The following is a 19,544-nucleotide window of genomic DNA, read 5'->3' as shown; positions in this document are numbered from 1 at the left end:
CTGGCGTAGGCTGGTTCGGTCCGTCCACAACCCTGACGAAAACCTTGCGAAAGGGACGCCGGTGACCGAGAAGGCCGACCTCCAGTCCGTCCTCGACCGTGCCGCCGCCGGTGGGCGGATCACCCCCGAAGAGGCGCTGGAGCTGTACCGCGACGCGCCGCTGCACGCCCTCGGCGCCGCCGCCGACGCCGTACGCCGCCGCCTGTACGCCGGCACCGAGCACATCGCCACGTACATCATCGAGCGGAACATCAATTACACGAACGTGTGCGTCACGGCGTGCAAGTTCTGCGCCTTCTACGCGGCCCCCAAGGACACCGCCAAGGGCTGGACCCGCGACCTCGACGACATCCTGCGCCGCTGCGCGGAGACCGTCGAACTCGGCGGCACCCAGATCATGTTCCAGGGCGGCCACCACCCGGACTACGGCGTCGAGTACTACGAGAAGCACTTCAAGGCCATCAAGGACACCTTCCCGCAGCTGGTGATCCACTCGCTGGGCGCGTCCGAGGTCGAGCACATGGCCCGGATCTCCGGTGTCTCCGTCGAGGAGGCCATCACCCGCATCCACGAGGCAGGCCTCGACTCCTTCGCGGGCGCCGGCGCCGAACTCCTGCCCGCTCGGCCGCGCAAGGCCATCGCCCCGCTCAAGGAGAGCGGCGAACGCTGGCTGGAGATCATGGAGACCGCGCACCGGCTGGGCGTGGAGTCCACGTCGACGATGCTCATGGGCACCGGCGAGACCAACGCCGAACGCATCGAGCACCTGCGGATGATCCGCGACGTACAGGACCGCACGGGCGGCTTCCGCGCGTTCATCCCGTACACCTACCAGCCCGAGAACAACCACCTGAAGGGCCGCACCCAGGCGACCCTCTTCGAGTACCTGCGGATGATCGCGATCGCCCGCCTCTTCCTGGACAACGTCCGGCACATCCAGGGCTCCTGGCTCACCACCGGCAAGGAGGTCGGCCAGCTCTCCCTGCACTACGGCGCGGACGACCTCGGTTCGATCATGCTGGAGGAGAACGTGGTCTCCTCGGCCGGCGCCAAGCACCGCTCCAACCGGCTGGAGATCATCGACCTGATCCGCAAGGCCGGGCGGGTGCCGGCCCAGCGGGCCACCACCTACGAGCACCTCGTCGTCCACGACGACCCGGCGAACGACCCCGCCGACGACCGCGTGGCCTCCCACATCTCCTCCACGGCCATCGCGGGCGGCACCGCCCACCCCGAGCTGAAGCTGCTGGCGTCCAACTGACCCCGCCGTGCTGACCCTCCACACCGCGGACCTCCTCCTCACCGGCGACCCGTCGCGCGCCCCGCTGCCCCGGGGCGCGCTCCTCGCCGACGGCCGGACCGTCGCGGCCGTCGGCCCGTACGACGAGCTGGCCGCCGCGCACCCGGCCGCGCGGGTACGCCGCTGGCCGGGCCTCCTCACGCCCGGCCTGCTCAACCCGTACGGGCCCGAACTGCTGGAGCGGACCTACCACCCCGACCCGCGCGAGGCCGACGCGCTCGGCACCGAGCCGCTCACCGGCGAAGCGGCCCTGGCCGCCTTCGGCCCGGCCGACGCGCGGCGGGGCGCCAGCGCCCGGCGCGGGGTGCAGCGGATGCTCGCGCACGGGACCGTGGCCGTGGCCGGGCCGCTGCGGCACCCGGCCGTCGCGGACGCCGTGCGCCGGGCGGGACTGGTCCGCCGGGACCGGGCCGCCGAGCCGCCCGGGGAGCCCTGCCTCGACCCGCTGGCCGGACACCGCCCCCTCACCGAGGCGTTCCTGGCGCCCCTGCTGCCGTACGAGGGCAGGATCGCGACCTTCGCCGTGTTCGACGTGCCGGACGAGACCGCCCTCGCCGGCCGGGGAGCCGCCACCTGCGTGGCCACCGTCATCGAGGGCCGGCTGCTGTACCGCCGCCGCTGACCCGCTCCGCACGCCGGGGCCCGGGCCCCGGCACCGGGCTGCAAGAATGGGCGGGTGACCCGCGCCTCCCTGAACAAGCAGCCGCACGAAGTCGCCTCGATGTTCGACGACGTGGCGGAACGGTACGACCTGACCAACGACGTGCTGTCGCTCGGCCAGGACCGGCGCTGGCGCAGGGAGGTGGCGAAGGCGGTCGACGCGCGCCCCGCGCAGAAGGTCCTGGACCTCGCCGCCGGCACGGCCACCTCCTCGCTGCCGTTCGCGCGCAGCGGCGCCTACGTCGTCCCCTGCGACTTCTCCACCGGCATGCTCCAGGTCGGCAAGCGCCGGCACCGCTGGCTGCCGTTCACCGCGGGCGACGCGACGAGGCTGCCCTTCAAGGACGACACCTTCGACGCCGTGACGATCTCCTTCGGCCTGCGCAACGTCCAGGACACGGACGCCGCCCTGCGCGAGATGCACCGGGTGACCCGGCCCGGCGGACGCGTCGTGATCTGCGAGTTCTCGCACCCGACCTGGGCGCCGTTCCGGACCGTCTACACCGAGTACCTGATGCGGGCGCTGCCGCCGACCGCGCGCGCGGTCTCCTCCAACCCCGACGCCTACGTCTACCTCGCCGAGTCCATCCGGGCCTGGCCCGACCAGCCCGCCCTCGCCGCGCGGCTGCGTGACGCCGGCTGGTCGAAGGTGGCCTGGCGCAACCTCACCGGCGGTGTCGTCGCGCTGCACCGGGGCTTCAAGGCGGCCTGAGCCGCCGCCGCGCCGCTCAGCGCCCGATCATCTCGAACGCGTCGCCCGGCTCGCCCAGTTCGCGGGGCAGCCCGCCCACCGGGGGCCGCGGCACACGGGGTTCGCGCACGCCCCCGCCGCCCTCGCCCTCACCGAAGTCGAACCACACGTGCACCAGCGAGCCGGGCGGCACCTCGGCACCGGGCTGCGGATACTGGCGCACCACGTAGTCGACGACGGCGCGGTGGAAGTCCGGGCGGTCCGGCGCGTCCAGCGACAGCCCGTACGTCCGGGCCGCCTCACGCGCGTCCACGGCCATCAGACCGACCAGACGCGGAACGCGCACATCGGGTGTTCCGGGTGGTATGCGCACAGATGTCACCCCCAGCGGTATCGGCAGGGTAACTCCCGTCCGGGTCGCCCGGGAAGGCTTCGGTGTCATTCCGTGACAATCGACTACACAGTGTCACCGAAAGTGAGGCGGAAGCAGAGCGCGGGCTCGTTGCGCACCGGGTGCGTGTACGTCTCCGCCGCCCGCATGCCCAACCGCCGCGTCACCGCCAACGACCGCTCGTTGCCCGGCCGCACCACCGCCACCACACCGGGCACCCCCGCCGCCCGCACCCGGCGCAGCGTCTCCCGCGCCGCCGCCGTGGCGTACCCCCGGCCCCAGTGCGCCCGCCCCAGCCGCCAGCCGATCTCCGTCTCGCCCACGGGACCCCAGTCCGGCCGCCACGGCTGCGCCCCGGTGAACCCGATCACCTCGCCGGCCGGGTCCAGCAGCGTCCACAGGCAGAAGCCCAGTTCCGCGTCGTGCCGCCGCTGGCGCGCGGTCAGTTCCTCGTAGACCGACAGCGCCGCCGGCCGGCCGCCGTAGAACTCCATGACCTCCGGGTCGGCGAAGACCCGGTGCCAGGCGAGCGCGTCCTCGTGCGTCGGAACGCGCAGCCGTACCGCGGGAACAGGTCGGTTCACAGGGCAGCCCTTCAGCCGGGTGATCAATTCTGCTGAATAGACTGCCCATGTCCAGTGCCGGTCGGCACGAAGATTCCGAACCTTGGGGAGATCCCGCCGTGACCGAGCCCCTCTCCGATCACACCGCCGACGTGATCGTCGTGGGCGCGGGGCCAGCCGGCTCCACGACCGCGTACCACCTCGCCAAGGCCGGCCTCGACGTCCTGCTCCTGGAGAAGACCGCGTTCCCGCGCGAGAAGGTGTGCGGCGACGGCCTCACCCCGCGCGCGGTCAAGCAGCTCGTCGCCATGGGGATCGACATCTCCGAGGAGGCCGGCTGGCTGCGCAACAAGGGCCTGCGCATCATCGGCGGCGGCTCCCGCCTCCAGCTCGACTGGCCGGATCTCGCCTCCTTCCCGGACTACGGACTGGTGCGCAGGCGCGACGACTTCGACGAGCAGCTCGCCCGCAACGCCCAGAAGGCCGGCGCCCGCCTGTACGAGCGCTGCAACGTCGGCGGTCCGGTCCTCGACGACCGCACCGGCCGCATCACCGGCGTCACCGCCAAGCTGGGCGAGGAGAAGCGCGAGGTCACCTTCCACGCGCCGCTCGTCGTCGCCGCCGACGGCAACTCCACCCGCCTGTCCCTCGCGATGGGCCTGCACCGCCGCGAGGACCGCCCCATGGGCGTCGCCGTGCGCACGTACTTCACCTCGCCGCGCCACGACGACGACTACCTGGAGTCCTGGCTGGAACTGTGGGACCGGCGCGGCGCCCAGGACCGCCTGCTGCCCGGCTACGGCTGGGTCTTCGGCATGGGCGACGGCACCTCCAACGTCGGCCTAGGCGTCCTCAACACCTCCGCCTCCTTCAAGGAGCTGGACTGGCGCGAGGTCCTCAAGGCCTGGTGCGCCTCCATGCCGGAGGACTGGGGCTACACCCCCGAGAACATGACCGGCCCGATCCGCGGCGCCGCCCTGCCCATGGCCTTCAACCGCCAGCCGCACTACACCCGCGGGCTGCTGCTCGTCGGCGACGCCGGCGGCCTGGTGAACCCCTTCAACGGCGAGGGCATCGCCTACGCCATGGAGTCCGGCCAGATCGCCGCCGACGTCGTCGTGCAGGCCCACGCGCGGGCCACCCCCGCCCAGCGCGAGATCGCCCTCCGGCGCTACCCGCGGGTCCTCAAGGACACCTACGGCGGCTACTACACGCTCGGCCGCGCCTTCGTGAAGCTCATCGGCAACCCGAAGGTCATGCAGATCGCCGCCCAGCGCGGCCTGACCCACCCGGTGCTGATGAAGTTCACCCTGAAGCTCCTCGCGAACCTCACCGACCCGACGGGCGGTGACGCGATGGACCGCATCATCAACGGCCTCAGCAAGGTGGCCCCGAAGGCGTAGACCGCCCCGGGACGACATGAGGGCCGCAGCCCCTTCGGGGGGCTGCGGCCCTCACGCGCGTGAGAGGGGCGCCAGGCGCTCAGAGCACCCGCACGGCGCCGGTGGGCGGGTCGTAGGACAGCGGGCGCTCCACGACGCCGGTGGAGGGGTTCTGGGCGCCGACGAACATGCCGCCGCCGACGTACACCCCGACGTGGTACGCGCTGCCCGCGCTGCCCCAGTACAGGATGTCGCCCGGCTGGAGGTTGTCCAGCGAGACCTGGGTGCCGGCGGTCGACTGGTCCTGGGAGACGCGCGGCAGGCTGATGCCGACCTGGCGGAAGGCCGTCTGCACCAGGCCGGAGCAGTCGTAGGCGGACGGGCCGGTGGCGCCGGAGACGTACGCCTTGCCGACCTGCGCCCGGACGAAGTCGACGACGGACGCGGCCGAACCGGTGGCCGTGGAGGTGGAGGTGGAGGTCGACGTCGACGTCCCGGTGGACGTGGACGTGGACGTGGACGTGGAGACGGTGCCGGTGTCCGCCGTGGTGGAGAGCGTCGTACGCGCCGCGCTGCGCGAGGCCCGCGCGGCGGCCTCCTTACGGGCGGTCTCCTCGGCCTTCTTCTTGGCCTCGGCCGCCTTCTTCCTGGCGTCGGCGAGGTCCGACTCGGCCTGCTTCGCGGCCTTTGCAGCGGCCGCGTCACGCTCGGCCAGCAGCTGGTAGTTGGCGGCGGCCTGCTGGGTGGCGTCCGCGGACTGGGCGGCCTGGACGGCCAGGTCGGCCGTCAGGGTGGGCAGTTCGAGCGTCTGCGTCACCGGCTCGGCCGCGTTCGCCGAGCCGGACGCCCCGGCGACCGCCAGGGTGCCGAGGACGCCGCCGGCAACTCCGGCCCGCATCGCGAGGGTCGACGCGCTGCGGCGGGGCTTCCGGTGGCTGCGTATGTGAGCGGTGTGGGACATGGGAACAACCGGTACCAGGGGCTCCTTCATATCTTCAAGAAACGTGTGCTGCGCCACAGTTGCTCAATCGAGACACATAATGCCGGGTGTGTCGCTCTTTATTGACGCCCTAACGGACATTGCGGACTGTCGTGATCAAGCCCTTGATCACGGTCTTTGATCATTACGTCCGGATTGCCCCGCGCCTACCATCGGTGCGGGTCGTTGGCCAAGCCCGGTTCTCACGGTCCTCTCATGGATGTGTCGGACGTCACGGAACGGCGGCCGGGATCGCGGCGTCCCGCCCGCGCACGGCTGGTGAACGCGCGCACACGCTCCGGCCCGCGTCCACATCCCGCCCCGCGCCTCCCCCCGAGGTGTGAACGCCGCCCGATACCAGCCGACCGCGTCCAGGGCGAATTTGCATGCACCGGAACCCTCTTGATATTGAGGCGACCCCTCCGGCCTGCGGCGACGAGCCAAAATGTCACGTCAGGTGATCAACTGAACGCTTCGCGTGTGAAGATCACCCATCATCCGACTTCATGATCCTTCGTCAGGTGGTGGAGATCACAAAGCTTGTGGAATACCCCGTGTCGCAGATCACAGAGCGGCAGGCATAAGATGCGAGGCAGTTGGGCTTGTGACCTGCTTCACATGTTCTCGATCTTCGCCCGGGACGAGCGGGGCTCGGAGGACCGGTGCGGCGGAAGCGGGCCCGGCCAACCGCCAGCAGTCAGCGCCGACTGAGAGGAGCGAGGAGCGGTGAACGCGTATGCGCCCATCCTCGTACTGGGAGCCCTCGGGGCAGGCTTTGCGATCTTCTCCGTGGTCATGGCCACGCTGATCGGTCCGAAGCGGTACAACCGCGCCAAGCTCGAAGCCTACGAGTGCGGCATCGAGCCGACCCCCACGCCGGCCGGCGGCGGGCGCTTCCCCATCAAGTACTACCTGACGGCGATGCTCTTCATCGTCTTCGACATCGAGATCGTCTTCCTCTACCCCTGGGCCGTCACCTTCGACGCCCTGGGGATCTTCGGGCTCGTGGAGATGCTGCTCTTCGTGCTCACCGTCTTCGTCGCGTACGCGTACGTATGGCGGCGCGGCGGCCTGGAATGGGACTGAGGGGCCTTTAAAGACATGGGACTCGAAGAAAAGCTGCCGAGCGGATTCCTGCTCACCACCGTCGAGCAGGCCGCGGGCTGGGTGCGCAAGGCGTCCGTCTTCCCGGCCACCTTCGGCCTGGCCTGCTGCGCCATCGAGATGATGACCACCGGCGCCGGCCGCTACGACCTGGCCCGCTTCGGCATGGAGGTCTTCCGCGGCTCACCGCGCCAGGCCGACCTGATGATCGTCGCCGGCCGGGTCAGCCAGAAGATGGCGCCCGTCCTGAGGCAGGTCTACGACCAGATGCCCAACCCCAAGTGGGTGATCTCCATGGGCGTCTGCGCCTCCTCGGGGGGCATGTTCAACAACTACGCGATCGTCCAGGGCGTCGACCACATCGTCCCGGTCGACATCTACCTGCCGGGCTGCCCGCCCCGCCCCGAGATGCTCATGGACGCGATCCTCAAGCTCCACCAGAAGATCGGCTCCACCAAGCTCGGCGTCAACGCCGAGGAGGCGGCCCGCGAGGCGGAGGAGGCGGCGCTCAAGGCCCTGCCCACGATCGAGATGAAGGGGCTGCTGCGGTGAGCGACGCGAACGGCACCCACGGCGCCGGGGTCGGCGGATCCGCCGACGGCGCCAACCCGGAGAACGACCTCTCCGCCGCCAACCTCCCCGGCCGCCGCGGCCGGGGAGGCGAGGAGATCCGCGTCCAGCGCGGCATGTTCGGCGCGAACAACGGCGGCGACACCTCCGGCTACGGCGGCCTGGTCCGCTCGGTCCGGCTCCCGGGACCGACGGCCCGCCCCTACGGCGGCTGGTTCGACGAGGTCGCCGACGAACTGGAGGGCGCCCTGGAGGAACAGGGACTGCTCCCGGAGAACGCCATCGACCGGACGGTCGTCGACCGCGGCGAGCTGACCTTCCACATCGAACGCGAGCACCTGCTCCTGGTCGCCCGCACCCTGCGCGACGACCCGGCGCTGCGCTTCGAACTGTGCACCGGCGTCAGCGGCGTCCACTACCCCGAGGACAAGGGCCGCGAACTGCACGCCGTCTACCACCTGCGCTCGATCACCCACAACCGGCTGATCCGCCTGGAGACCGCCGCCCCCGACAGCGACCCGCGCATCCCGTCCCTGGTCCCCGTCTACCCGACGAACGACTGGCACGAGCGCGAGACCTACGACTTCTTCGGGATCGTCTTCGACGGACACCCGGCCCTCACCCGGATCATGATGCCGGACGACTGGCAGGGCCACCCCCAGCGCAAGGACTACCCCCTCGGCGGCATCGCCGTCGAGTACAAGGGCGCCCAGATCCCGGCTCCGGACCAGCGGAGGTCGTACTCGTGAGCACTTCCCAGGCCTCCCCCCGCGAGACCACCGAGGGCACCGTCTACACGGTCACCGGCGGCGACTGGGACGAGGTCGTCCAGTCCGCGGCCCGCGCCGACGACGAGCGCATCGTCGTCAACATGGGCCCCCAGCACCCGTCCACCCACGGAGTGCTCCGCCTGATCCTGGAGATCGACGGCGAGACGGTCACCGAGGCCCGCTGCGGCATCGGCTACCTGCACACCGGCATCGAGAAGAACCTCGAGTACCGCACGTGGACGCAGGGCACCACCTTCGTCACGCGCATGGACTACCTGACGTCCTTCTTCAACGAGACCGCCTACTGCCTCGCCGTCGAGAAGCTCCTCGGCATCGAGGACCGGATCACCGACCGCGCCACGATCATCCGCGTGCTCCTGATGGAGCTGAACCGGCTCTCCTCCCACCTGGTGTGCATCGCCACCGGCGGCATGGAACTGGGCGCCACCACGATCATGATCTACGGATTCCGTGATCGTGAAATGATTCTCGACCTCTACGAACTGATCACGGGCCTGCGCATGAACCACGCGTACATCCGGCCCGGCGGACTCGCCCAGGACCTCCCGCCCGGCGCGGTGGACCAGATCCGCGAGTTCGTGAAGAAGATGAACAAGAACCTCCCGGAGTACGACAAGCTCGCCACCGGGAACCCCATCTTCAAGGCCCGCATGCGGGACGTCGGCCACCTCGACCTGAGCGGCTGCATGGCCCTCGGCGCCACCGGCCCGATCCTGCGCTCCACCGGCCTGCCCCACGACCTGCGCAAGGCCCAGCCGTACTGCGGCTACGAGACGTACGACTTCGACGTCCCCACCACCGACAGCTGCGACGCCTACGGCCGCTTCCTCATTCGCCTGGAGGAGATGCGCCAGTCCCTGCGGATCATCGAGCAGTGCCTGGACCGGCTCCAGCCCGGCCCCGTCATGGTGGCCGACAAGAAGATCGCCTGGCCCGCCCAGCTCGCCCTCGGACCCGACGGACTCGGCAACTCCCTGGACCACATCAAGAAGATCATGGGCACCTCCATGGAGGCCCTGATCCACCACTTCAAGCTCGTCACCGAGGGGTTCCGGGTCCCGCCGGGACAGGCCTACGCGGCCGTGGAGTCACCCAAGGGCGAACTCGGCGTGCACGCCGTCTCCGACGGCGGCACCCGCCCCTACCGGGTCCACTTCCGCGACCCGTCCTTCACCAACCTTCAGGCCATGGCGGCGATGTGCGAGGGCGGCCAGGTCGCCGACGTCATCGTCGCCGTCGCGTCCATCGACCCCGTGATGGGAGGCGTCGACCGGTGACCACATCTTCCTCGGAGCGGGGCGTCGGCCTGGGCATGCCCGAGCTGCCCGCCCCCGCGTACCCGGACGACGTCCGCACCCGGCTGGAGGCGGACGCGCGCGAGCTCATCGCCCGCTACCCCGACTCCCGCTCCGCCCTGCTGCCGCTGCTCCACCTCGTGCAGTCGGAGGAGGGCCACGTCACCCGCACCGGCATGCGCTTCTGCGCCGACGTGCTCGGCCTGACCACCGCCGAGGTGACCGCCGTCGCCACCTTCTACACCATGTACCGGCGCCGGCCGTCCGGCGACTACCAGGTCGGCGTGTGCACCAACACGCTCTGCGCGGTCATGGGCGGCGACGCCATCTTCGAGAGCCTCCAGGAGCACCTGGGCATCGGCAACGGCGAGACCACCGACGACGGCAAGGTCACCCTGGAGCACATCGAGTGCAACGCGGCCTGCGACTTCGCGCCGGTCGTGATGGTCAACTGGGAGTTCTTCGACAACCAGACGCCCGCCGCTGCCCGGCGCCTGGTCGACGACCTCCGCGCGGGACGGCCCGTGCAGCCCACCCGGGGCGCCCGGCTGTGCACCTTCAAGGAGACCGCCCGCATCCTGGCCGGCTTCCCCGACGAACGGCCCGGCGCCGTCGAGGAGGGCGGCAGCGCGGGACCCCCGTCGCTGGCCGGCCTCCGCCTGGCCAAGGGCGAGGCCGCGCCCGCGCGCGTGGTGCACCCGCGCGACGGCGGCCCGCACGAGACGGGGGCGGGCGGGGAACCGCGCGACCGGGCGGCGCACGAGCCGTCGCCGGCCGAGCACCTCAGTTCCCACGACGCTCCGCAGGACACATCGGCCTCCGACCCCGCCCACCCGGCAGGGCCGACCGCCGAGGAGGGGGAGTGATGACCGCGGTACCCGAGGTGAAGGACACCAGCCCCGAGAAACTGCTCGCGCCCGTGCTGTCGGCGTTCTGGGACGAGGACCGCTCCTGGTCCCTGGACGTCTACCGCCGGCACGAGGGGTACGAGGGGCTCCGCAAGGCGCTCGCCATGACACCGGACGACCTCATCGCGTACGTCAAGGACTCCGGGCTGCGCGGCCGCGGCGGCGCGGGATTCCCGACCGGGATGAAGTGGCAGTTCATCCCCCAGGGCGACGGCAAGCCGCACTACCTGGTCGTCAACGCCGACGAGTCGGAGCCGGGCACCTGCAAGGACATCCCGCTCCTCTTCGCCAACCCGCACAGCCTCATCGAGGGCATCGTCATCGCGTGCTACGCGATCAGGTCCTCGCACGCCTTCATCTACCTGCGCGGCGAGGTCGTCCCCGTGCTGCGGCGGCTGCACGAGGCCGTCCGCGAGGCCCGCGAGGCCGGCTACCTCGGCGAGAACGTCCTGGGCAGCGGACTCGACCTCGAGGTCACCGTGCACGCGGGCGCCGGCGCGTACATCTGCGGCGAGGAGACCGCGCTGCTCGACTCGCTGGAGGGCCGCCGCGGCCAGCCGCGGCTGCGGCCACCCTTCCCCGCCGTGGAGGGCCTCTACGCCTGCCCCACCGTGGTGAACAACGTCGAGTCGATCGCGTCGGTCCCCGCCATCCTGCGCAACGGCAAGGAATGGTTCCGGTCGATGGGCAGCGAGAAGTCCCCCGGCTTCACGCTCTACTCCCTCAGCGGCCACGTCGCCGGCCCCGGCCAGTACGAGGCCCCGCTCGGCATCACCCTGCGCCAGCTCCTCGACATGAGCGGCGGCATGCGCCCCGGACACCGCCTGAAGTTCTGGACGCCGGGCGGCTCCTCGACCCCGATGTTCACCGACGAGCACCTCGACGTCCCGCTCGACTACGAAGGGGTGGGCGCCGCCGGCTCCATGCTCGGCACGAAGGCCTTGCAGTGCTTCGACGAGACGACCTGCGTGGTGCGGGCGGTGACCCGCTGGACCGAGTTCTACGCCCACGAGTCCTGCGGCAAGTGCACCCCCTGCCGCGAAGGCACCTACTGGCTGGTGCAGTTGCTGCGGGACATCGAGGCCGGCAAGGGCGCCATGTCCGACCTGGACAAGCTCGCCGACATCGCCGACAACATCAACGGCAAGTCCTTCTGCGCCCTCGGCGACGGCGCCGCATCCCCGATCTTCTCCTCGCTCAAGTACTTCCGCGAGGAGTACGAGCAGCACATCACGGGCCGGGGCTGCCCCTTCGACCCGGCCGAAGCGACGGCCTGGGCGGACCGCCCGGAGGTGAACGCATGACCGTGACCACCAGCGCCCCCACCCCGGGGGGCGGGCCGGCGGTCCCGCCGGAGGACCTCGTCACCCTGACGATCGACGGCGCCGAGATCAGCGTGCCCAAGGGCACCCTGGTCATCCGGGCCGCCGAGCAGCTCGGCATCGAGATCCCCCGGTTCTGCGACCACCCCCTGCTGGACCCGGCCGGCGCCTGCCGCCAGTGCATCGTCGAGGTCGAGGGCCAGCGCAAGCCGATGGCGTCCTGCACCATCACCTGCACCGACGGCATGGTGGTGAAGACCCACCTCACCTCGCCGGTCGCCGAGAAGGCCCAGCACGGCGTGATGGAGCTGCTGCTCATCAACCACCCGCTGGACTGCCCGGTCTGCGACAAGGGCGGCGAGTGCCCGCTCCAGAACCAGGCGATGTCGCACGGCAACGCCGAGTCCCGCTTCGAGGGCAGGAAGCGGACCTACGACAAGCCCGTCCCCATCTCCACGCAGGTGCTGCTCGACCGCGAGCGGTGCGTGCTGTGCGCCCGCTGCACCCGCTTCTCCAACCAGGTCGCGGGCGACCCGATGATCGAACTGGTCGAGCGGGGCGCGCTCCAGCAGGTCGGCACCGGCGAGGGCGACCCGTTCGAGTCGTACTTCTCCGGCAACACCATCCAGATCTGCCCGGTCGGCGCCCTCACCTCGGCGGCGTACCGCTTCCGCTCGCGCCCCTTCGACCTGATCTCCTCGCCGTCCGTGTGCGAGCACTGCGCCGGCGGCTGCGCCACGCGCACCGACCACCGGCGCGGCAAGGTCATGCGGCGACTGGCCGCCGACGACCCCGAGGTCAACGAGGAGTGGCTCTGCGACAAGGGCCGGTTCGCGTTCCGGTACGCCCAGCAGCGCGACCGGCTCGACACCCCGCTGGTCCGAGGCGCCGACGGCGTCCTGGAGCCCGCGTCCTGGCCCGAGGCGCTGGAAGCCGCCGCGCGCGGGCTGCGCGCCGCCCGGTCCCGGGCCGGCGTCCTCACCGGCGGCCGGCTCACCGTCGAGGACGCCTACGCGTACAGCAAGTTCGCGCGCGTGGCGCTCGACACCAACGACATCGACTTCCGCGCGCGCGTGCACAGCGGCGAGGAGGCCGACTTCCTGGCGGCCCGGGTCGCCGGCCGCGGCCATGACCTGGACGGCACGGGAGTCACGTACACCTCTCTGGAGCACGCGCCCGCCGTCCTGCTCGCCGGCTTCGAGTCGGAGGAGGAGGCCCCCGGCGTCTTCCTGCGGCTGCGCAAGGCCTGGCGCAAGCGCAAGCAGCGGGTGTTCTCACTGGCCACCCACGCCACCCGGGGCCTCGAGAAGGCCGGCGGCACCCTGCTGCCGGCCGCGCCCGGCACCGAGCCCGAGTGGCTGGACGCCCTCGCGAGCGGCACCGGACTGGAGGGGCCCGGCGCCCAGGCCGCCGAGGCGCTGCGCGCGCCGGGCGCGGTCATCGTCGTGGGGGAGCGGCTGGCCGGCGTCGCCGGCGGCCTCACCGCCGCGCTGCGCGCCGCCACCGCGACCGGCGCCGAACTGGTGTGGATCCCGCGCCGGGCCGGCGAGCGCGGCGCCGTCGAGGCCGGCGCGCTGCCGTCGCTGCTGCCCGGGGGCCGTCCCGCGACCGACCCGCGGGCGCGCGAGGAGGTCGCCGCCGTCTGGGGCCTCGCCGACCTCCCGATGCGCTACGGCCGCGACACCCACCAGATCCTGGAGGCCGCCGCCGGCGGCGAACTGTCCGCGCTCCTCGTCGCCGGGGTGGAGGTCGCCGACCTCCCCGACCCGGCACGGGCGCGGGAGGCCCTCGCGAACGTCGGCTTCCTGGTCTCCCTCGAACTGCGGCCCGGTGAGGTCACCGACCACGCCGACGTGGTCCTGCCGGTCGCCGCGGTCCCCGAGAAGGCGGGCACCTTCCTCAACTGGGAGGGCCGGGTGCGCTCGTTCGAGGCCGCGCTCAAGCCCGACCAGATGACCCGCCGCCTCGCGCCGGCCGACACACGCGTGCTGCACATGCTCGCCGACGCCATGGACGTCCACCTGGGCCTGCCCGACCTGCGCACCGCCCGCGCGGAGATCGACCGGCTGGGCCCCTGGAACGGCCCCCGGGCCGCCGCGCCCACGGAGTCCGCGGGCGTACTGCCCCGGCCGGCCGCCGGCGAGGCCGTGCTCGCCGGACACCGGCTCCTGCTCGACCTGGGCGTCCTCCAGCAGGGCGACGAGGCGCTCGCCGGCACCCGGCACGCCGCGCACGCGCGGGTGTCCGCCGCGACGGCCGCCGAGGCCGGCGTCGGCGACGGCGGCCTGCTGGCCGTCACCGGCCCCGCCGGCTCCCTGGCCCTGCCGCTCCAGGTCACCGACATGCCCGACCGGGTGGTCTGGCTGCCGCTGAACTCCGCCGGCCCCGGCGTGGCCGCCGGCACCGGGGCCACGCCCGGCTCCCTCGTCCGCATCGGCCCGGCGGCCCCCGCCGACCAGGCCACCAAGGAGGTGGAGGCATGAGCGGGTACGTCGCCGCCGAGGACCTCTCCATGTTCGGCACCGACCCCTGGTGGCTGGTCGTCGTCAAGGCGGTCTTCTGCTTCGCGTTCCTGATGGTGACCGTGCTGTTCTCCATCGTCTGGGAACGCAAGGTCGTCGCCTGGATGCAGCTGCGCATCGGGCCCAACCGGCACGGCCCCTGGGGCATGCTCCAGTCGCTCGCCGACGGCGTGAAGCTGATGCTCAAGGAAGACCTGATCGTCAAGCGCGCCGACAAGGTCGTCTACGTCCTCGCGCCGATCGTCGCGGCCATCCCGGCCTTCATGGCGATCGCGGTGATCCCCTTCGGCCCGGCCGACGACGAGGTCTCGATCTTCGGCCACCGCACCGCGATGCAGCTGACCGACCTGCCGATCGCGATGCTCTACATCCTCGCGGTCGCCTCCGTCGGCATCTACGGCATCGTCCTGGCGGGCTGGAGCTCCGGCTCCACCTACCCGCTCCTCGGCGGACTGCGCTCCTGCGCGCAGATGATCTCCTACGAGATCGCCATGGGCGCCGCGTTCGCCTCCGTGTTCCTCTACTCCGGCTCGATGTCGACGTCCACCATCGTGGCCCAGCAGCACGACCGCTGGTACATCGCGCTGCTGCCGGTCTCCTTCATCCTCTACATCGTCACGATGGTCGGCGAGACCAACCGCGCCCCCTTCGACATGCCGGAGTCCGAGGGCGACCTGGTCGGCGGGTTCAACACCGAGTACTCGTCCATCAAGTTCGCGATGTTCATGCTCGCCGAGTACGTCAACATGGTGACCGTCTCGGCCGTGTCGACCACCCTGTTCCTCGGCGGCTGGCGGGCGCCCTGGCCGATCACCGGCTTCTGGGCGGGCGCGAACCACGGCTGGTGGCCGCTGCTCTGGTTCGTCATCAAGGTGCAGCTGCTGCTGTTCTTCTTCATCTGGCTGCGCGGCACGCTGCCCCGCGTCCGCTACGACCAGCTGATGAAGCTCGGCTGGAAGGTCCTCATCCCGGTCTCCGTGACCTGGCTGATGCTGGTCGCGACCGTACGGGCCCTGCACAACGAGAACTACGACTTCGCCGACATCGCCCTCTACGTGGGCGGCGGTGTCCTGGCCCTGCTGCTGGTCTCCTTCGTCGCCGACATGTTCCGCGACCGGGCGAAGACCTCCGAAGCGGCCGCCGAGGAGCAGCCGGCCTTCGACCCGATGGCGGGCGGGTTCCCCGTACCGCCGCTGCCCGGGCAGGAGTTGCCGCCGGTGCCCAGGCGCCGGTCGCACCGCGACCGGGAGCTGGTCGTCAGTGGCGGACCGGACAGCGTGAGTGACGGATCTACGCAGGGAAAGGAGGCGTCCGATGGCTGAGGAGCCCCAGGAGGCCGGGCCCGACAAGCCCGGTCTCCAGAACCCCGTCGCCGGCTTCGGCGTGACCTTCAAGGCCATGTTCAAGAAGCGGCTGACCGAGCAGTACCCGGAGCAGAAGAAGACCACGGCTCCGCGGTTCCACGGACGGCACCAGCTCAACCGCCATCCGGACGGCCTGGAGAAGTGCGTCGGCTGCGAGCTGTGCGCCTGGGCCTGTCCCGCCGACGCCATCTACGTGGAGGGCGCCGACAACACCGACGAGGAGCGCTACTCGCCGGGCGAGCGCTACGGCCGCGTCTACCAGATCAACTACGCCCGCTGCATCCTGTGCGGCCTGTGCATCGAGGCGTGCCCCACCCGGGCGCTGACGATGACCAACGAGTTCGAGCTGGCCGACTCCAGCCGCGCCAACCTCATCTACACCAAGGAGCAGCTGCTCGCCGGCCTGGAGGAGGGCATGGTCGACTCCCCCCACTCGATCTTCCCGGGCACGGACGAACAGGACTACTACCGGGGCCTGGTGACCCAGGCCGCGCCCGGCACGGTCCGGCAGACCGCCGTCTCCAGGGGTGAGGTACCCGAGGAGGCCGCGTCCACCTTCGGCGAGGAGGAGCCGGCCTCGGAGAAGGTGATCGGCGGATGAACGCGCAGGATCTCGCCGCCTACACGACCTCCACCGGTGAGGCGTTCCAGTTCTGGGTCCTCGGCACCGTCGCGGTGATCGGCGCCCTGAGCACCGTCCTCATGAGGAAGGCCGTGCACAGCGCGCTCAGCCTCGCCGGCACGATGATCGTGCTGGCGGTCTTCTACCTCGCCAACGGCGCCTACTTCCTCGGCATCGTGCAGATCGTCGTCTACACCGGCGCGATCATGATGCTGTTCCTGTTCGTGGTGATGCTGGTCGGCGTCACGGCCGCGGACTCCCTGAAGGAGACCATCAGGGGCCAGCGCTGGCTGGCCCTGGTGTGCGGGGCCGGCTTCGGCGTCCTGCTGTTCGCCGGCATCGCCAACGCCTCCCTGAAGGACTTCGCCGGGACCGGCGCGGCCAACGCGAACGGCAACGTGGAGGGCCTCGCGGCCCTCATCTTCACCAAGTACGTCTTCGCCTTCGAGATCACCGGCGCCCTGCTGATCACGGCCGCGGTCGGCGCCATGGTGCTCACCCACCGCGAGCGCACCGAGCCCGCCCGGACCCAGCGCGAGCTGGCCGAGCGGCGCATCCGCGAGGGCAGGCACATCCCGCCGCTGCCCGCCCCCGGCGTCTACGCCCGGCACAACGCCGTGGACGTCGCGGGCCTGCTGCCCGACGGCACCCCCTCCGAGCTGACCGTCAGCAAGACGCTGCGCGAGCGCGGCCAGGTCCGTGACGTGTCCGCGGAGGCGCTGAACGACCTGCGGGCGCTGGAACAGCGGGCCGAGGAGCGGCTGGAGCGCAGGGCGGTCGAACCGGCGACGTTCAAGCGGCCCGAGGAGGCGTCCAAGTGAACCCGGTCAACTACCTCTACCTCGCCGCACTGCTGTTCACGATCGGCGCCACCGGCGTCCTGATCCGGCGCAACGCCATCGTGGTCTTCATGTGCGTCGAACTGATGCTGAACGCCTGCAACCTCGCGTTCGTCGTCTTCTCCCGGATGCACGGCAACCTCGACGGCCAGATCATCGCCTTCTTCACGATGGTCGTCGCCGCGGCGGAGGTCGTGGTGGGTCTCGCGATCATCGTGTCGCTGTTCCGCACCCGCCACTCGGCCTCGGTCGACGACGCCAGCCTGATGAAGCTGTAAGGGGTCGGAAAGAATCGTGGAGAACCTGATCGCGCCGCTCATCGCGGCGCCCCTGCTCGGAGCGGCCGTCCTCCTGGTCGGTGGTCGGCGGCTCGACCGCGTCGGCCACTGGATCGGCACGCTCCTGTCGACCGCGTCCTTCGTGATCGGCGTGATCCTCTTCGCCGGCCTGCTCGGCAGGGGCGCGGAACACCGCACGCTGACCCAGCACCTGTGGACGTGGATCCCGGTAGGCGGCTTCCAGGCGGACGTCACCTTCCGCCTCGACCAGCTGTCCATGACGTTCGTCCTGCTCATCACGGGCGTCGGCTCCCTGATCCACCTGTACTCGGTCGGCTACATGGAGCACGACGAACGCCGCCGCCGCTTCTTCGGCTACCTCAACCTGTTCCTCGCGGCGATGCTGCTGCTCGTCCTCGCCGACAACTACCTGCTGCTGTACGTCGGCTGGGAGGGCGTCGGCCTCGCCTCGTACCTGCTGATCGGCTTCTGGCAGCACAAGCCCAGCGCCGCGACCGCCGCGAAGAAGGCCTTCCTGGTCAACCGCGTCGGCGACATGGGCCTGTCGATCGCGATCATGCTGATGTTCATCACCTTCGGCACCTTCGCCTTCGGCCCGGTCCTCGGCCACACCGGCGACGCCTCCGAGGGGAAGCTCACCGCGATCGGCCTGATGCTGCTGCTCGCCGCCTGCGGCAAGTCCGCCCAGGTGCCGCTCCAGTCCTGGCTCGGCGACGCCATGGAGGGCCCCACGCCGGTCTCCGCCCTGATCCACGCGGCGACCATGGTGACCGCGGGCGTCTACCTGATCGTCCGCTCCGGGGCCCTGTTCGACGCGGCCCCCGACGCGCAGCTGGTGGTCACCGTCGTCGGCGCCGTCACGCTGCTGTTCGGTGCGATCGTCGGTTGCGCCAAGGACGACATCAAGAAGGCGCTGGCCGGCTCGACCATGTCGCAGATCGGCTACATGGTCCTCGCGGCGGGCCTCGGCCCCATCGGCTACGTCTTCGCGATCATGCACCTGGTGACGCACGGCTTCTTCAAGGCCGGTCTGTTCCTCGGCGCCGGCTCCGTGATGCACGGCATGAACGACGAGGTCGACATGCGCCGCTACGGCGGCCTGCGGAAGTACATGCCGGTCACGTTCGTCACCTTCGGCCTCGGCTACCTCGCCATCATCGGCTTCCCGGGCCTGTCCGGCTTCTTCTCCAAGGACAAGATCATCGAGGCGGCGTTCGCCAAGGGCGGCACCGAGGGCTGGATCCTCGGCGGCGCGGCCCTGCTCGGCGCGGCCCTCACCGCGTTCTACATGACGCGCGTGATGCTGATGACCTTCTTCGGCGAGGAGCGCTGGCGGGACCGGCCCACCCGTTCCCCCGAGGCGCCGAGCGCCGAGCCCGCCGCCGAGCACCGCGGCGAGCACGCGGAGCCGCACCCGCACGAGTCGCCGAAGGTCATGACGATCCCGATGGTCGTGCTGGCCGTCGGCTCGGTCCTCGCTGGCGGATTCTTCAGCATCGGCGACCGCTTCCTGCACTGGCTGGAACCGGTCACCGGCTACCAGGAGGGCCACTCGCCGGTCGGCGCGGGCGAGGTCACCGGCGCCACCATGGTCTGCCTGGTCATCGGCGTCGCCCTCGCCTGGGCCCAGTACGGCCGCAAGCCCGTCCCGGCCGTCGCCCCGCGCGGCTCCCTGCTCACCCGCGCGGCCCGCCGCGACCTGCTCCAGGACGACTTCAACCACGTGGTCCTGGTGCGGGGCGGCGAGCACCTGACGCGCTCCCTGGTCTACGTCGATCACACCCTGGTCGACGGAGTCGTCAACGGCACGGCGGCCGGGTTCGGCGGCCTGTCCGGTCGGCTGCGCCGGCTCCAGAACGGCTTCGCCCGCTCCTACGCGGTGTCGATGTTCGGCGGCGCGGCACTCCTGGTCGCCGCGACCCTGCTGATGAGGGCGGTCTGA

The 19,544-nt window shown here is 71.2% G+C and carries 19 protein-coding genes; 16 read left to right on the top strand and 3 right to left on the bottom strand.

All coding sequences use genetic code 11. From position 1 onward, the window contains the following. Positions 1-61 precede the first annotated feature (61 nt). The 3 genes from mqnC to ACIQVT_RS28450 are packed head-to-tail and all read left to right on the top strand — an operon-like array spanning position 62 to position 2,672. Positions 62-1,261 carry a cyclic dehypoxanthinyl futalosine synthase gene (mqnC, locus tag ACIQVT_RS28460; protein WP_403760035.1) on the top strand — a complete coding sequence of 400 codons (1,200 nt, stop codon included), beginning with the start codon at positions 62-64 and terminating at the stop codon, positions 1,259-1,261. 7 nt (positions 1,262-1,268) lie between these two features. After that, a complete protein-coding gene (locus ACIQVT_RS28455; RefSeq protein ID WP_403760032.1) occupies positions 1,269-1,922 on the top strand; it encodes an imidazolonepropionase-like domain-containing protein in 654 nt (217 codons plus the stop codon). Positions 1,923-1,976: 54 nt separating this feature from the next. Then, positions 1,977-2,672: a demethylmenaquinone methyltransferase gene (locus tag ACIQVT_RS28450; protein ID WP_403760029.1), complete on the top strand. Its 696-nt coding sequence runs from the start codon at positions 1,977-1,979 to the stop codon at positions 2,670-2,672. A 16-nt stretch (positions 2,673-2,688) separates the two neighbouring features. On the opposite strand, the gene ACIQVT_RS28445 is transcribed toward ACIQVT_RS28450, so the two are convergent. Both ACIQVT_RS28445 and ACIQVT_RS28440 read right to left on the bottom strand, forming a co-directional pair. Next, positions 2,689-2,997 carry a PASTA domain-containing protein gene (locus ACIQVT_RS28445; RefSeq protein WP_403760025.1) on the bottom strand — a complete coding sequence of 103 codons (309 nt, stop codon included), beginning with the start codon at positions 2,995-2,997 and terminating at the stop codon, positions 2,689-2,691. A gap of 110 nt (positions 2,998-3,107) precedes the next feature. After that, a complete protein-coding gene (locus tag ACIQVT_RS28440) occupies positions 3,108-3,626 on the bottom strand; it encodes a GNAT family N-acetyltransferase (RefSeq protein ID WP_403760022.1) in 519 nt (172 codons plus the stop codon). A 47-nt stretch (positions 3,627-3,673) separates the two neighbouring features. Here ACIQVT_RS28440 and ACIQVT_RS28435 point away from each other — a divergent pair, with 47 nt between their 5' ends. Continuing rightward, positions 3,674-5,008: a geranylgeranyl reductase family protein gene (locus ACIQVT_RS28435; protein WP_403760019.1), complete on the top strand. Its 1,335-nt coding sequence runs from the start codon at positions 3,674-3,676 to the stop codon at positions 5,006-5,008. A gap of 79 nt (positions 5,009-5,087) precedes the next feature. Here the strand turns inward: ACIQVT_RS28435 and ACIQVT_RS28430 are convergent, their stop codons facing one another. After that, positions 5,088-5,948 (bottom strand): C40 family peptidase, encoded by an 861-nt coding sequence (locus ACIQVT_RS28430; protein WP_403760016.1) that lies wholly within the window; start codon positions 5,946-5,948, stop codon positions 5,088-5,090. 744 nt (positions 5,949-6,692) lie between these two features. Between ACIQVT_RS28430 and ACIQVT_RS28425 the strand changes: the two genes are divergently transcribed. The 12 genes from ACIQVT_RS28425 to nuoL are packed head-to-tail and all read left to right on the top strand — an operon-like array spanning position 6,693 to position 19,544. Then, positions 6,693-7,052 (top strand): NADH-quinone oxidoreductase subunit A, encoded by a 360-nt coding sequence (locus tag ACIQVT_RS28425; protein WP_003992243.1) that lies wholly within the window; start codon positions 6,693-6,695, stop codon positions 7,050-7,052. A 15-nt stretch (positions 7,053-7,067) separates the two neighbouring features. Next, positions 7,068-7,622: a NuoB/complex I 20 kDa subunit family protein gene (locus ACIQVT_RS28420; protein ID WP_403760012.1), complete on the top strand. Its 555-nt coding sequence runs from the start codon at positions 7,068-7,070 to the stop codon at positions 7,620-7,622. After that, complete coding sequence (locus ACIQVT_RS28415) at positions 7,619-8,389, top strand: NADH-quinone oxidoreductase subunit C (RefSeq protein ID WP_403760009.1); 771 nt, start codon at positions 7,619-7,621, stop codon at positions 8,387-8,389. Before ACIQVT_RS28420 ends, ACIQVT_RS28415 begins: the two co-directional genes overlap by 4 nt. Next, complete coding sequence (locus ACIQVT_RS28410; RefSeq protein ID WP_403760006.1) at positions 8,386-9,708, top strand: NADH-quinone oxidoreductase subunit D; 1,323 nt, start codon at positions 8,386-8,388, stop codon at positions 9,706-9,708. Before ACIQVT_RS28415 ends, ACIQVT_RS28410 begins: the two co-directional genes overlap by 4 nt. Further along, positions 9,705-10,592 (top strand): NADH-quinone oxidoreductase subunit NuoE, encoded by an 888-nt coding sequence (gene nuoE / locus ACIQVT_RS28405; protein WP_403760004.1) that lies wholly within the window; start codon positions 9,705-9,707, stop codon positions 10,590-10,592. Before ACIQVT_RS28410 ends, nuoE begins: the two co-directional genes overlap by 4 nt. Next, positions 10,592-11,938: an NADH-quinone oxidoreductase subunit NuoF gene (gene nuoF, locus ACIQVT_RS28400; protein WP_403760001.1), complete on the top strand. Its 1,347-nt coding sequence runs from the start codon at positions 10,592-10,594 to the stop codon at positions 11,936-11,938. Before nuoE ends, nuoF begins: the two co-directional genes overlap by 1 nt. Next, a complete protein-coding gene (locus ACIQVT_RS28395; RefSeq protein ID WP_403759999.1) occupies positions 11,935-14,439 on the top strand; it encodes an NADH-quinone oxidoreductase subunit G in 2,505 nt (834 codons plus the stop codon). The genes nuoF and ACIQVT_RS28395 overlap by 4 nt, the downstream gene beginning before the upstream one ends. Next, complete coding sequence (gene nuoH, locus ACIQVT_RS28390) at positions 14,436-15,800, top strand: NADH-quinone oxidoreductase subunit NuoH (RefSeq protein WP_403759996.1); 1,365 nt, start codon at positions 14,436-14,438, stop codon at positions 15,798-15,800. Before ACIQVT_RS28395 ends, nuoH begins: the two co-directional genes overlap by 4 nt. Beyond that, complete coding sequence (gene nuoI / locus ACIQVT_RS28385) at positions 15,793-16,443, top strand: NADH-quinone oxidoreductase subunit NuoI (protein WP_403759993.1); 651 nt, start codon at positions 15,793-15,795, stop codon at positions 16,441-16,443. Before nuoH ends, nuoI begins: the two co-directional genes overlap by 8 nt. Then, on the top strand, positions 16,440-17,285 hold the full coding sequence (locus ACIQVT_RS28380) for an NADH-quinone oxidoreductase subunit J (RefSeq protein WP_403759990.1): 846 nt from the start codon (positions 16,440-16,442) through the stop codon (positions 17,283-17,285). The genes nuoI and ACIQVT_RS28380 overlap by 4 nt, the downstream gene beginning before the upstream one ends. Next, positions 17,282-17,581, top strand: coding sequence for an NADH-quinone oxidoreductase subunit NuoK (gene nuoK / locus ACIQVT_RS28375; RefSeq protein WP_121787439.1), 300 nt, complete (start codon positions 17,282-17,284; stop codon positions 17,579-17,581). Before ACIQVT_RS28380 ends, nuoK begins: the two co-directional genes overlap by 4 nt. Positions 17,582-17,597: 16 nt before the next feature. After that, on the top strand, positions 17,598-19,544 hold the full coding sequence (gene nuoL / locus ACIQVT_RS28370; protein ID WP_403759986.1) for an NADH-quinone oxidoreductase subunit L: 1,947 nt from the start codon (positions 17,598-17,600) through the stop codon (positions 19,542-19,544).

It is taken from the genome of Streptomyces sp. NPDC100445 (assembly GCF_044759735.1).
Lineage (GTDB): Bacteria > Actinomycetota > Actinomycetes > Streptomycetales > Streptomycetaceae > Streptomyces.
The sequence above is the reverse complement of the archived record's forward strand: the minus strand, read 5'-3'. Positions and strand labels throughout refer to the sequence as shown.

What these genes read in the sequence shown, in the direction of transcription:
- ACIQVT_RS28380 (WP_403759990.1), top strand. Translation starts at nt 16,440, where the DNA reads ATGAACGCGCAGGATCTCGCCGCCTACACGACCTCCACCGGTGAGGCG.
- ACIQVT_RS28420 (WP_403760012.1), top strand. Translation starts at nt 7,068, where the DNA reads ATGGGACTCGAAGAAAAGCTGCCGAGCGGATTCCTGCTCACCACCGTC.
- nuoH (WP_403759996.1), top strand. Translation starts at nt 14,436, where the DNA reads ATGAGCGGGTACGTCGCCGCCGAGGACCTCTCCATGTTCGGCACCGAC.
- nuoI (WP_403759993.1), top strand. Translation starts at nt 15,793, where the DNA reads ATGGCTGAGGAGCCCCAGGAGGCCGGGCCCGACAAGCCCGGTCTCCAG.
- ACIQVT_RS28430 (WP_403760016.1), bottom strand. Translation starts at nt 5,948, where the DNA reads ATGTCCCACACCGCTCACATACGCAGCCACCGGAAGCCCCGCCGCAGC.
- ACIQVT_RS28395 (WP_403759999.1), top strand. Translation starts at nt 11,935, where the DNA reads ATGACCGTGACCACCAGCGCCCCCACCCCGGGGGGCGGGCCGGCGGTC.
- nuoF (WP_403760001.1), top strand. Translation starts at nt 10,592, where the DNA reads ATGACCGCGGTACCCGAGGTGAAGGACACCAGCCCCGAGAAACTGCTC.
- ACIQVT_RS28435 (WP_403760019.1), top strand. Translation starts at nt 3,674, where the DNA reads ATGTCCAGTGCCGGTCGGCACGAAGATTCCGAACCTTGGGGAGATCCC.